Source organism: Herbiconiux sp. FW305-C-125, assembly GCF_058783455.1.
Genome location: NZ_JBYSYO010000001.1, coordinates 476,153 through 488,974, shown reverse-complemented (window position 1 = coordinate 488,974; position 12,822 = coordinate 476,153). Strand labels below are relative to the sequence as shown.

Genomic DNA, 12,822 nt, shown 5'->3' with positions numbered 1-12,822 from the left:
GCCGTTTCGTTTGGAGAACTCCGGCGCCGAGCGGCTCTCGCGTCGTCCATAATTGCGTTCTATGGACGGCGATACCGTGGGCACGATCGTGTGGGTGGTCTCGTTCGTCGTGGTGACGGTCGCGGTGACGGGGCTGTCGCGGCGCGTGGGCTGGTCGGCGCCGGTCGTGCTGGTGCTCGTGGGGGCGCTGGTCTCGTTCATCCCGGGGGTGCCGAGCATCGCGGTCGAACCCGATCTCATCCTCTACGGACTGCTTCCCCCGCTGCTGTTCGCGGCCGCCATCCGCACCTCGTTCTCCGATGTGCGAGCGCGGCGGGACAGCATCCTGCTGCTCTCGGTCGGTCTCGTGGCGTTCACCGTCGTGACGGTGGGGCTGGCCGCGTGGCTCGTCGTCCCCGCCATCACGCTCGCCGCCGCGTTCGCCTTCGGGGCGGTCGTGGCACCGACGGATGCGGTGGCCGTGACCGCAGTGGCCGGTCGTCTCAACCTGCCGCGCCGTCTCGTGACGGTGCTCGAGGGCGAGAGCCTCCTCAACGACGCCACCGCGCTCGTCGCGCTCAATGCCGCCGTGGCGGCCATCATCGCCACCGTCAACCCCGGCATGGTGGTGCTCGACTTCGGCATCGCCGTCGTGGGCGGCCTGGGGGTGGGGCTGGCGGTCGCCTTCGTGATGGGGTTCATCCGCAAACAGTTGCGCTCACCGGTGCTCGACACGAGCCTGTCGCTGGTCACGCCGTTCGTGGCATTCATCCCGGCCCAGCTCATCCACGGATCGGGTGTGCTGGCCGTCGTGGTCGCCGGGCTCTACCTCGGCTACAAGGCGCCCGTCATCCAGACCGCCGAGGCACGCATCGCCGAATCGTTGAACTGGCGCACCATCCAGTTCCTGCTCGAGAACGCCGTGTTCCTCTTCATCGGGCTGAGCCTGTACGGCATCCTCACCTCGGCCATGTCGACCGCGCCGGGGCTCTGGACGACGGTGTGGATCTCGGTGGTGATCCTGTTCGTGCTGTTCGCGTCGCGGTTCGTGTGGATGGTGTTCACGACCTCGCTGTACCGCTACGGGCCGAAGCGCATCCGGTCGCGGGGGTGGAGCTGGCGGAACGGAATCGCGGTGTCGTTCGCGGGCATCCGGGGGGTGGTGACGTTGGCGGCGGTGTTCCTGCTGCCCGAAGAGACGCCGGGGCGCTCGTTCCTGCAGTTCCTCGCGTTCATCGTGGTCGTCGGCACCCTACTCGGAGGGTTGACGCTGCCCTTGATCATCCGTGCCCTGAAGCTGCCGCCACCCGACTACTCGCAGGAGCAGACCGAGGCGCACATGCTGATGGCCGAGGCGCAGACCATCGGGCTTGCCCGGCTCGAGGAGGAGGTGAGCGACGCCGACGAGGAGCGCGTGGTGAACCGGCTCCGGCTGAACGCCACCTTCCTGAGCGACGCGCTCGAGAACCCGGCGGCCGACGGAGTGGAGCCGCCGGCCCGTGCCTACAACCGGCTGCGCCGGATCATGATCGCGGCCGAACGCCAGGCGGTGCTCGATGCGCGACGGGAAGGCCGCTACCAGGACCGCGCGGTGAAGTCGGTGCTCGCGAAGATCGACGTCGAAGAGACCGAGCTCAACCTCGGCAAGCAGAAGAAGCTCGACTGAGCCGGGCGCCCGGTCGCCCGGTGGTGCCGGGGCGGTGCTACTCGGGTCGGAGGCGCAGGTTCTGCATGCCGCCGTCGACCGCGATCGACGTGCCGGTGGTGGAACCCGACCGCGGGCTCGCGAGGTAGGCCACCGCATCGGCGACCTCGGCGGCCGCCACCAGACGGCCGTGCGGCTGGCGGGCGTTCAGTGCGGCCCGCTCGGCGGCCGGATCGTCGGCCTGGTCGAGCAACCGTGCCACCCACGGGGTGTCGGCCGTGCCCGGGTTCACGCAGTTGACGCGGATGCCCTCGCGGAGGTGGTCGGCGGCCATCGCGCGGGTGAGCGAGAGCACCGCGCCCTTCGTGGCCGAGTAGAGTGCGCGCTGCGGTAGGCCCGCGGTCGCGGCGATCGACGCGGTGTTGACCACCGCCGCCGACGGCGACTCGCGCAGCAGCGGAAGGGCGGCGCGCGTCACGCGCGCCATGCCGACGACGTTGATGTCGAAGACCCGGTGCCACTCGTCGTCGTCGTTGTCGGCCACGGTTCCCACCGCCCCGATGCCCGCGTTGTTCACGACGATGTCGATGCGCCCGAACCGCTCGCTCACCGCCGCGATCGCAGCGCGCACGGATGCGTCGTCGGCCACGTTCGCCGCCACCGCGAAGTGCTCGGGGTCGGCGCCGGAGGGATTGAGGTCGAGCACGGCGACCGAGGCGCCGCCCTCGTGCAGACGGTCGGCGATGGCCGCGCCGATGCCCGATGCGCCGCCCGTGACCACCGCGACCAGCCCGTCGAACTCGGCCATCAGACGAATTCCTGCCGCTGCCCGCCGAGGCCCTCGATGTCGATCTCGACCACGTCGCCCGCCGTGAGGTAGGGGAAGCGACCGGAGAGCGCGACGCCCTCCGGGGTACCGGTGAGGATGAGGTCGCCCGGTTCGAACGCCAGGTACTGGCTGAGCTGGTAGATGATCTCCTCGACGCCGAAGATGAGGTCGGCGGTGGACGAGTCCTGACGCGGCTCGCCGTTGACGAAGGAGCGCAGACGCAGGTTCGTGTGGTCGACCTCGTCGGGGGTGACGAGCCACGGCCCGACCGGGCTGAACCCGGGTGCGCTCTTGCCCTTCGACCACTGGCCGCCGGAGACCTCGATCTGCCAGGCGCGCTCGGAGAGGTCGTTCGCCACCACGAAGCCGGCGACGTGCGCCAGTGCGTCGGCGGGGGAGTCGAGGTACGAGGTGTGCGTGCCGATCACCACGCCGAGCTCGACCTCCCAGTCGGTCTTCGTGCTGCCGCGGGGGATGCGCGCCTGATCGTTGGGCCCGACGACGGTGTTCGGCGTCTTCAGGAAGATGATCGGCACCTCGGGCGGAGCGGAGCCGGACTCGGCGGCGTGGGCCGCGTAGTTCATGCCGACGCAGATGACGGCGGAGGGCCGAGCGATGGGGGCGCCGATGCGCAGGCTCGTGGCCTCGGGCAGTTCGGGCAGTTCACCCGCATCGAGCGCTGCCCGCACGCGGGCGGGGCCGTCGCCGGCGAGGAACGCGCCATCGATGTCGGCGGTGAGGCCCGTGAGGTCGTAGTAGGTGTCGCCGTCGAGCAGGACCGGTCGTTCGTGACCGATCTCTCCGAGTCGCAGGAATTTCATGGAGCCGCTTTCTTCATCGAGTACGGGCGGTAACATCAGAACTATAGCGGGCAGCCGAGCCGAAAACATCCATCCGCGGCATGATTGACACCATATACATCCGATGTTTATGCTCGGCCGATCAGCTAAAAGGAGACACCTCGGTGAGCACCATCACGACACTCGAGACGAGTGACATCAGATTCCCCACCTCGACGATGCTCGACGGGTCGGATGCCATGAACCCCGACCCCGACTACTCGGCCGCCTATGTGCGGATCGTCACCGACTCCGACGACGCGCTGACGGGTCACGGCTTCGTGTTCACCATCGGGCGGGGCAACGACGTGCAGGTGGCCGCCATCCGCGCCCTCGAGGCGCACCTGCTCGGTCGCGACGTCGAGCAGCTGCTCGGCGCGATGGGTGCGACCTGGCGCGAGCTCGTGCACGACTCGCAATTGCGCTGGCTCGGCCCGGAGAAGGGCGTGATGCACATGGCCATCGGCGCCGTGGTGAACGCCCTCTGGGATCTGAAGGCGAAGCGCGCGGGTCTGCCGCTGTGGCGGCTGCTCGGTCGGCTCTCACCGGAGGAGCTCGTCGAGCTGGTCGACTTCCGTTACCTCACCGACGCGATCACGCCTGACGAGGCGCTGGGGCTCTTCCGCAACGCTCAAGCCGGTCGCGCCGAGCGTGAGGCGCAGCTCATCGCGAGCGGTTACCCGGCCTACACCACGACGCCGGGCTGGCTCGGCTACGACGACGCGAAGCTCGAGCGGTTGAGCATCGAGGCGGTGGCCGAGGGGTTCGAGCAGATCAAGCTCAAAGTGGGCGGAGACGTCGACGACGACGTGCGCCGATTGGGCATCGCGCGTGCGGCGGTCGGTCCGGACATCCGGATCGCGGTCGACGCCAACCAGCGCTGGGAGGTGGCGGAGGCGATCGAGTGGATGTCGAGGCTCGCGCCGTTCGACATCGCCTGGATCGAGGAGCCGACCAGCCCCGACGACGTGCTCGGCCACGCTGCCATCGCCCGAGGGGTCGCGCCGATCCCGGTCGCCACGGGGGAGCACGGCGCGAACCGGGTGATGTTCAAACAGTTCTTGCAGGCAGACGCCCTCCAGGTGCTGCAGATCGACGCGACGCGCGTGGCCGGCGTGAACGAGAATCTGGCCATCCTGCTGCTGGCCGCGAAGTTCGGCGTGCCGGTCTGTCCGCACGCGGGCGGTGTCGGGCTGTGCGAGCTGGTGCAGCACCTGTCGCTGTTCGACTACGTGGCGCTGTCGGGCCGGCTCGACGGGCGCATGATCGAGTACGTCGACCATCTCCACGAGCATTTCGTCACGCCGGTCGACGTGCGGAACGGTCGCTACTGGCCGCCGCTGGCGGCGGGCTCCGGGGCAGAGATGCTCCAGTCGAGCCGACGGGACCACGAGGTGGCCGCGTATGTCTGAGTCGGAGCGCGCAGGCGATCAGGAGCATGTGCCGGCAGTCGAAGGCCGGAGGCGACCGGCACCGGCCTTCGGCGCGGTCGGGTACGGCGCCGCCAACCTCGGCAACCTCTACCGGGAACTGAGCGACGAGTCCGCCACCGCCATCCTCGACGCCGCCTGGGAGTCCGGGGTGCGCTACTTCGACACGGCGCCGCACTACGGGCTGGGTCTCTCGGAGCGGCGCCTCGGGGCCTTCCTGCGAACCAAGCCTCGAGACGAGTTCGTGGTCTCCACCAAAGTGGGGCGGCTGCTGCGCCCCAACCCGGCGGGCGCGGGCACGCTCGATCTCGAGAACGCCTTCCACGTCCCGGCCGACCAGAAGCGTGTGCTGGACTACACTGCCGATGGCGTGCGGCGGAGTCTGGAGGAGTCGCTCGAGCGGCTTGGACTCGACCGGGTCGACGTGCTCTTCCTGCACGACCCCGAGCAGGGCGACCTGCAGCGCGGCGTCGAGGAGGCGTTACCGGCGCTCGCCGCCCTCCGCGACGAGGGAGTGGTGCAGGCGGTGGGCGTCGGCTCGATGTCGATCGAGGCCCTGCTCGCCGGCGCCGCGGGCGGGCACATCGACCTGCTGATGCCGGCGGGCCGCTACACGCTCGCCGAGCAGCCGGTCTTCCCCGACATCCTCGCCGCGTGCGACGAGAACGGGGTGGGCATCGTGAACGCGTCGGTATTCAACTCTGGCCTGCTCGCCACGAACGACCCGCGCGCCGACTCGCGGTACGAGTACGGCGGCGTGCCGGCCGACGTGCTGGAACGAGTGCTGGCGATCGCCGCTCTGGCCCGGGAGTTCGGCGTGGAGCTGCCGGCCGCGGCGCTGCAGTACACCGCTCGCGACCCGCGGGTGCACACCGTGGTGGTCGGCAGCAGCCGCCCGGAGCAGATGCGGCAGAACGTCGAACGGATGAGCGCGGAGATCCCGGCGCAGTTCTGGGCCGAGCTCCGCGATCGAGGGCTGGTGCAGGTGTGAGCGGCGGGCGCGCGGTGGGTGGTGCCTCGCAGCCGGTGATCGACTCGCACCTGCACCTGTGGAACCGGAGCGGCGGTGGCTACGCGTGGCTCACGCCCGCGGCGGGTGAACTCTTCGCCGACTTCGAGGCGGCTGACGTCGCACCCGAGCTCGAGCGGGCCGGCGTCGACGGCGCCGTGCTGGTGCAGGCCGACGACACCGAAGCCGACACCGAGGCGATGCTGCGGGTCGCCGACCAGAACGACTGGGTCGTTGGCGTGGTGGGCTGGGTCGCGCTCGACGACCCGGCGCGGGCGGCGGCTCAACTGGCGCGGTGGCGCGAGCATCCGCGGTTCTGCGGCGTGCGTCACCTCGTGCACGACGATCCGCGCGACGACTTCCTCGAACTGGCGCCGGTGCGCCGATCGCTCGGCCTCCTCGCCGAGAACGGCATCGCCTTCGACGTGCCGAACGCCTGGCCGCGCCACCTCGCTTCGACGACGGCGCTCGCCGCGGCCCTTCCCGAACTCACCATCGTGATCGACCATCTCGCCAAGCCGCCGCGCGGGCGAGCGGATTTCGCCGACTGGCGGGCCGAGTTCGAACGAGTGGCCCGGCGGTCGAACACGGTCGCCAAGCTGTCCGGGCTGCGTGAGCCGACGGCGCCGTACACCGTCGAGGCCCTTCGTGAGGTGTGGGATGTCGCGCTGGACGCGTTCGGTCCCGAGCGCCTGCTGTGGGGCAGCGACTGGCCCGTCACGGTGCCCGACGGCGGGTACCAGCCGACGTTCGAGGTGCTCACCGCGCTCATCGACGAACTCGGCCCCGAGGAGCAGCGCGCCGTGCTCGGCGGCACGGCCACGCGCGTCTACGCCTTGGAGAGATCCGAGCTCTGAGCAGGGTCGGCGGCAGCCGGCGCGAAGTCCACTGTCAGGGTGGCCCCCTCTCCGCGGGAGCGCGCGATCCATTCCCGCAGCCAGCGCTCGATGCCCGAGATGTGCGTGACCATCAGTGCCTCGGCGAGCTTGGCATCGCCGACCTCGAGCGCATCGACCATCGCCGCGTGCTCCGAGAGCGTGCGAGCGGTCGCGTTCTCCTGGGTGAGGCCCCGCCACAGCCGCGCCCGCACGGTGCGGCCGGAGAGCGACTCGACCAGGGTCGCGAGGTAGGCGTTGCCGGCCGCGTCGACGATCGCGGCGTGGAACTCCAGATCGTGCGCCACCAGGTCTTCGACGTTGCGCGACTCGTCGATCTCGGCGATGCGAGCCCGCAACTGTGCGATTCGTGCGGCATCGAGGTGGCCCGCGGCCATCCCCGCCGCCGCCGGCTCCAGGATGCGCCGCACCGCGAACAACTCCAGGATCGAGTCGTCGTCGTGCAGGTCGACCACGAAGCTCATGGCCTCGAGCAGCAGCCGCGGCTCGAGACTCGTGACGTAGGTGCCGTCGCCACGCCGTACGTCCAGCACCCGGATGACCTCGAGTGCCTTCACCGCCTCGCGCATCGAGCTCCGCGACAGGCCGAGCCGCTCACTGAGTTCCTTCTCAGGCGGCAGCCGGTCGCCGGGAGCGAGCTCGCCCGCGAGGATCATGTCTTTGATCTTCACGATCGCTTCGTCGGTGACGGCCATGCAGTGATCCTACCTTTGGCGACGCCCGCCCGCCGGGTCACTGCACCTGTCTCGTGGTGACCACCGTCGTCCAGGGGCCGGGCGGCACTGCGGCGTCGTCGACGAAGCGCCACGAGATTCCCCCCTGCTCGCCGTTCAGCTCGTCGAAACCGAGGTAGCCCACGACGGCGGGGGAGACATCCATTCCCGCGCCGCCGTAGCGGGCGTTCAGCGGGCGGGCGTCGTTCTCGCCGAAGACGTACTCGGCGTCGTCGTACTCGCCCGGGCCGGCGTCCTCGATCTGGGCGTAACAGGTGGCGCCGTTGTAGCTGAGTTGCACCCACCGGTTCTTCAGGTAGCTGAAGTTCGGGTCGCCGTGGTGCGAGGCGTAGGGCTCCGCATTCGCCCAGGGCACCACCTGGTCGCGGCGGGCGAACGCGCCGGGGTCGTTGACGTCGTCGAACGGCAGATCGAGGTAGAACGGGTTCTCCTTCGGGGTGAAGCCCGACGGGAAGAAGTCGTTGGCGGCGGTGCGTGGTTCGGTCTCGCACGAGCCGGTCGCGGTGGAGCCGTCGCACCCGCCGTAGCTCTCGAGCCAGTTGCTGTCGTAGGTGGAGAACACCTGGCTGCCGTCGGCGGCGTTCGGATCGAAGATCTCGCCCACCCAGAAGGTCGTTCCGACGATGTCGGTGTGCAGCGGGTACGTGCTTCCGCCGCCGGGGTTCGCGGTCGGGCTCGGGGTCTCCACGGTTCCTCCACATCCGGCCAAGGCCACGCACGAGCGGAGCAACGAGCATCCGCTGAGCCCCGTCGCGACCACGGCCGCCAGCAGAACCCCCGCGACGAGCCGTGCAGGGCGGTGAGTCGCGGGGGTCCCGGTCCGGCCGGATCGAGTCATCGGCCGGCGCCGCCGGCACCGGCCGACGCGGTCGGCGTGGGTGCGGGGTTGGTGGGCGCCGGGGCGGCCGGGGCAGCAGGAGCGGCCGGCGCCGGAGGAGCTGGGCTCGGCGAAGGCGCGGGGGCGGACGAAGGCGCGGGGGCGGACGAAGGCGCGGGTGTGGGCGTGGGCGTCGCCGCGGGCGGAGGCGAAGCCGTGGCCGAGGGGGTCGGCGCGGGCGCGGGAGCAGCCGATGGAGCCGGCGCCGGCGCCGTACCCGAGCCTGCGGGCGGCGCGGTCGAGTCGCTCGCCGCATCCGGTGCCGGGTTCATGTGCACCTCCACCGGCCCTTGTACCTTCGGCGCGACGCTCGGCGCGGGCGCCGGCGCGGTCGAGGGGGCCGGTGCGCCGACGCTGTCGTAGAGAGCGTAGTCGTCGGTGACCAGCGTGCCGTTGCTGAACAGGTTGAGTCCGAAGCTCACGCCCGTGAATCCGGTCGGCACCGCCGGCGTCGTGTAGACGGCCTCGGTGAAGCCGAGGCTCGAGGGGAACCACGGGCTCGACGTCCAGTACTGCCAGACTCCCGCACTCGTGCGCAGGTAGATGGCGAACTGGGTGACGGTGGTCGAGGTGTAGAACGCCCGCATGGAGTACGTGTGGCCGGGCACCACGGTCGGACTGCACGCACCGAGGTCGAAGGTGGGGAGGAGCTTCGCGTCGCCGTCGACGTAGTTCGCCATCGAGACGTATCCGGCGACGGTGCCCGTGCGCGCGGGCGAGGTCCAGGTGAGAGTCGGGGTGTTGTTGCCGTAGCCGCCGGTCATCCAGCAACTCGGCAGGCCGAATGATCCCATCGTCTCCATGCTGGGGTTGACGACCGCGTTCACGCCGGGGCCGGCCGGCGCGGTGACGGGGCCGGCCTTCGCCGGCTTCAGGGTGCCGCCGATCACCTGGTCGACCGTCTTCACGACGGTGTTGTTGGTGAGGGCCCGCGGCGCGAGCCACTGCACGAACTGCGTGAACACGGTCGGGGTGACATTGAGGTCGCAGCCGCTGGCGCACACGTTGTGGAAGGTGAACGGCACCCAGCCGCCCGTCTTCTCCGCGTTCGTCACCGACGCCTTGAGGTCGGCGAGGGTCCAGGTGTTGTCGACCTGGTCGAGCGCCTTCAGGTAGTACGGATTCGCGGGCGGGATCTTCTCGGTGTAGCCGCAGCCGGCGCAGCCGAAGCGGCTCTGCAGGTCGCCGAGCATCCGTGCGCTGTTGTAGCCGCAGTTCTTCGCCGCGGTCTCGTTCGCCGGGATGCTCGAGGCGAACGGATACGCGAAGCTCTTCACCGAGTAGCCCCAGCTCATGAGGGTGCTGCGATCGTTGCAGATCTGCCGCGCCACCTCGTCGGCCGGCAGCACCGCGAGGTCGGGATGGTTGACGGTGTGGCCGCCGATCTCGTGCCCGGCCGCCTTGAGGGAGGCGAGGTCGGCGCGGGTGAAGTACCCGGCAGCACCCACGAACCCCGACACCACGTAGAACGTGCCCTTCAGGCCCAGCGAATTCATCGTCGTGGCTGCGGTGAGCTGATTGGCGTTGCCGTCGTCGAAGGTGAGACTGATCACCGTCTGTGGCTTCACCGCCGGCAGCGCGACGCCGGCCGCGGCCGCCGCCCCGCTCGGCAGCGCGACGGCGGCCAGCAACGCCGCCGCCGCGGACAGGGCGACGAGCAGCCGGCCGGATGGGCGGGCAGCGCGAGTGTGTCGGTGCACGGTGGACTCCTCTGGCGGGGCGTCGTCGACCTACTCGACGGTGACCGATTTGGCGAGATTGCGGGGCTTGTCGACGTCGCGACCGAGTGCGAGCGCGAGATCGCGGGCGAGGATCTGCAGGGGCACCACCGACTCGAGCGGCCCCCAGCGGTCGATTCCGCCGGGCATCGGTGCGCCGAGGCTGAGCCCCAGGGCGGGGATGGTGCTGCCGGCGCCGCCGATGCGGATGACGCGGCCGCCCCGCGCTTCGACCTCGGCGACGTTGCTCTCGATGCGCCGGTCGCCCGAGTCGATCACCACGACCGGCGTGCCCGGCTCGACCAGCGCCAGCGGCCCGTGCTTCAGCTCGCCGGCGGGGTAGTGCTCGGCCCAGCGATAGCTCAGCTCCTTGAGCTTCAGCGCGCCCTCGGCGGCGTAGACCACCCCGGCGCCGCGGCCGAGGAAGAGATACCCCTCCGCATCCTGCACCTCGTCGATGAGCGGCGGGATCGCTTTCTGCGAGGCCGCGATGGCATGGGCGAGGAGGTCGGGGATGCGCCGGAGGTCGTCGGTCTGCCGCCTGGCGTAGTCCCGATCGATCCGCCGGGTCGCCGCGAGCGCGGACAGGGCCATCGCCACCCCGCTGATCACCTGGGCGACGAAGGTCTTGGTGGCGGCGACGCCGATCTCCGGGCCCGCGTTGCAGCCCAGCATGGAGTCGGCCCGGCGCGCCAGGGTCGAGTGCTCGCTGTTGGTGAGGGCGAGGAGCGAGGAGGTGCCGAGATCGAGGTCGCTGATCGCGCGCAGCACGTCGGCCGTCTCGCCCGACTGGCTGAGCGCGATGACGAGGGTGCGCGGTTCCATCACGGCCGACTGCGCTTCGCTGGCGATCAGCGCGCTGTGCGGCACGTCGCCGAGCGCGCCGAAGGCGTTCGCGATCACGCGTCCTGCATTCAGCGACGTGCCGCAGCCGAGAACGGCCACGCGCTCGAACGGTGGCAGCCGCAGCTCCGACCACAGCGAGCCGTCGGCGATCAGCGGCGCAAGACGGTCGATGATGCGCGCCGCCGTCTCGGGCTGCTCGGCGATCTCCTTGCTCATGTAGTCGCTGTGGCCGGCCAGCCCGTGCGTCACGCCCGACCAGGTCGACGCGGCGTAGGCCGGTGCGGCCGAGCGGGCGCCGCTGCGCGTCCACACGAACTCCTCGGCGAGCTCGACGACGTCGCCGTCGCTCATCGCCTGGAACTCGTCGACGTACTCGGCGATCGCGTTGATGTCGCTGGCCGCGAACACGCCGCGAGCCGAGTGCGCGACGAGAAGCGGCGAACGGTTCGCCGCGGCGACCATCCGCCCGGTCTCGGCGTCGAGCGCCACGATCGCCCAGGAGCCGTGCAGGCGCAGCGTGGCGGCGGTCACCGCCGAGCGGAGGTCGCCCGTGATCGCGAGCTCCTCCTCGATGAGGTGGCTCACCACCTCGCTGTCGACCTCTGAGGCGAACCGGTGCCCGTTCTGCTCGAGCTGGTGGCGCAGGGCATCCGCGTTCTCGATGATGCCGTTGTGCACGATGCTCAGCCGCCCGCTGCAGTCGGCGTGAGGATGCGCGTTCGTCTCGGTGACCGCGCCATGCGTCGCCCAGCGGGTGTGCCCGATCCCGACGCCCGAGAGCGCGGGCCCGCTCCAGCCGGCGAGCTGGCGGGCCAGCGTCTCGACCCGGTTGGTGGTGCGCGAGGAGGCGGTGGTGCCGTCGAGGGTGCGGATGGCGACGCCGGCCGAGTCGTAGCCGCGGTACTCGAGCAGCTTCAGCGCGTCGATGAGGAAGGGACCTGCCGCATCGGGCATGCGGCAGGCGACGATCCCGCACATCAGGAGCCCCAGCTGTCGAAGGCGGCGCGGCGGGATGCTCCGCCCGTGGCCTCGCGCTCGAGCGACCGGGAGCTGAGCATCTCCTCCGCCACCCGCCGGATGATCTCGTCGAGCGGGGTCGCGGGTACGAAGCCGACGAGCGCGTGGGCGCGGCTGTTGTCCGGCACCCGGCGCCGCATGTCTTCGAATCCGGCCGAGTACGCCTCGCTGTAGGGCAGGAAGGTGACGGTCGAGCGGCTGCCCGTGATGTCGATGATGCGGCGGGCGAGGTCGACGATGGACACCTCCTCGGCGCCGCCGAGGTTGAAGGCGCTGCCGTAGGCGGCGGGCTCCTCGACGAGTCGCACCAGAGCGGGCACGATGTCGCCGACGTAGGAGAAGCAGCGGGTTTGCTTGCCGTCGCCGTAGACGGTGAGCGGCTCCCCGCGCAGCGCCTGCCCCACGAGGTTCGGCACCACCATGCCGTAGCGGCCGGTCTGCCGGGGGCCGACGGTGTTGAACAGGCGCACGATCGCGACATCCAGCCCGTACTCCGTCCAGTACCCGTGCGCGAACGCCTCGTCGATGCCCTTCGCGGCGGCGTAGGTCCAGCGCGACTTCAGCGGCGACCCGAGGATGCGGTCGGAGTCTTCGTGCAGCCGGTCGGCGGTGTTCTTGCCGTAGATCTCGCTGGTGGAGACGAGCAGCAGGGTGGCACCGTGCTCCACGCAGGCGTCGAGCACGTTCTCGGTGCCGTGGATGTTGGTGCGCAGGCTCGTCAGCGGGTGCTCCACGATGAGCTTCACCCCCACCGCTGCAGCCAGGTGGAAGACCCGGTCGGCCCCGCGCACCGTCGCCAGCACGGCATCCCGGTCGAGCACGGAGCCGTGCACGATCGAGAGTCGGGGGTTGACCAGTGAGTCGATCAGATTGCGGGGCGCCCCGGTCGACATGTCGTCGAGAACGACGACCTCGTCGCCCAGCTCGAGGAGGTATTCCACCAGATGGCTGCCGATGAATCCGGCTCCGCCCGTGATCACAGTTCGCATGTCGTGTCCTCTTC

The 12,822-nt window shown here is 70.5% G+C and carries 11 protein-coding genes; 4 read left to right on the top strand and 7 right to left on the bottom strand.

Annotated elements, in window-relative coordinates; genetic code table 11:
* Nucleotides 1-61: 61 nt before the first annotated feature.
* Entirely contained in the window at nt 62-1,645 is a 1,584-nt protein-coding gene (locus tag AC3WLB_RS02535; protein WP_492502969.1) for a Na+/H+ antiporter, read from the top strand.
* A 37-nt stretch (nt 1,646-1,682) separates the two neighbouring features.
* On the opposite strand, the gene AC3WLB_RS02530 is transcribed toward AC3WLB_RS02535, so the two are convergent.
* Both AC3WLB_RS02530 and AC3WLB_RS02525 read right to left on the bottom strand, forming a co-directional pair.
* Complete coding sequence (locus tag AC3WLB_RS02530) at nt 1,683-2,432, bottom strand: SDR family NAD(P)-dependent oxidoreductase (RefSeq protein WP_492502967.1); 750 nt, start codon at nt 2,430-2,432, stop codon at nt 1,683-1,685.
* Nucleotides 2,432-3,274 (bottom strand): fumarylacetoacetate hydrolase family protein, encoded by an 843-nt coding sequence (locus AC3WLB_RS02525; protein ID WP_492502965.1) that lies wholly within the window; start codon nt 3,272-3,274, stop codon nt 2,432-2,434. The genes AC3WLB_RS02530 and AC3WLB_RS02525 overlap by 1 nt, the downstream gene beginning before the upstream one ends.
* A gap of 143 nt (nt 3,275-3,417) precedes the next feature.
* On the opposite strand from AC3WLB_RS02525, the gene AC3WLB_RS02520 reads away from it, so the two are divergent.
* From AC3WLB_RS02520 to AC3WLB_RS02510, 3 genes are read left to right on the top strand one after another with little or no spacing between them, the layout of a single operon-like run.
* Nucleotides 3,418-4,704: an L-fuconate dehydratase gene (locus AC3WLB_RS02520; RefSeq protein WP_492502963.1), complete on the top strand. Its 1,287-nt coding sequence runs from the start codon at nt 3,418-3,420 to the stop codon at nt 4,702-4,704.
* The gene (locus AC3WLB_RS02515) at nt 4,697-5,713 is read left to right on the top strand and encodes an aldo/keto reductase (protein WP_492502961.1); all 1,017 of its coding nucleotides are present in this window, start codon (nt 4,697-4,699) and stop codon (nt 5,711-5,713) included. The genes AC3WLB_RS02520 and AC3WLB_RS02515 overlap by 8 nt, the downstream gene beginning before the upstream one ends.
* A complete protein-coding gene (locus AC3WLB_RS02510) occupies nt 5,710-6,588 on the top strand; it encodes an amidohydrolase family protein (RefSeq protein WP_492502959.1) in 879 nt (292 codons plus the stop codon). Before AC3WLB_RS02515 ends, AC3WLB_RS02510 begins: the two co-directional genes overlap by 4 nt.
* Here AC3WLB_RS02510 and AC3WLB_RS02505 read toward each other — a convergent pair.
* The 5 genes from AC3WLB_RS02505 to AC3WLB_RS02485 form a co-directional block, all read right to left on the bottom strand.
* A complete protein-coding gene (locus AC3WLB_RS02505; protein ID WP_492502957.1) occupies nt 6,561-7,322 on the bottom strand; it encodes a FadR/GntR family transcriptional regulator in 762 nt (253 codons plus the stop codon). The two genes, AC3WLB_RS02510 and AC3WLB_RS02505, sit on opposite strands and share 28 nt — an antisense overlap.
* Before the next feature lie 37 nt (nt 7,323-7,359).
* Nucleotides 7,360-8,049 (bottom strand): hypothetical protein, encoded by a 690-nt coding sequence (locus AC3WLB_RS02500; RefSeq protein WP_492502955.1) that lies wholly within the window; start codon nt 8,047-8,049, stop codon nt 7,360-7,362.
* A gap of 146 nt (nt 8,050-8,195) precedes the next feature.
* Nucleotides 8,196-9,938, bottom strand: coding sequence for a polysaccharide deacetylase family protein (locus AC3WLB_RS02495; protein ID WP_492502953.1), 1,743 nt, complete (start codon nt 9,936-9,938; stop codon nt 8,196-8,198).
* Between the two features lie 30 nt (nt 9,939-9,968).
* A complete protein-coding gene (gene glmS / locus AC3WLB_RS02490; protein WP_492502951.1) occupies nt 9,969-11,780 on the bottom strand; it encodes a glutamine--fructose-6-phosphate transaminase (isomerizing) in 1,812 nt (603 codons plus the stop codon).
* Entirely contained in the window at nt 11,780-12,808 is a 1,029-nt protein-coding gene (locus AC3WLB_RS02485) for an NAD-dependent epimerase/dehydratase family protein (protein ID WP_492502949.1), read from the bottom strand. The genes glmS and AC3WLB_RS02485 overlap by 1 nt, the downstream gene beginning before the upstream one ends.
* Nucleotides 12,809-12,822 lie beyond the last annotated feature (14 nt).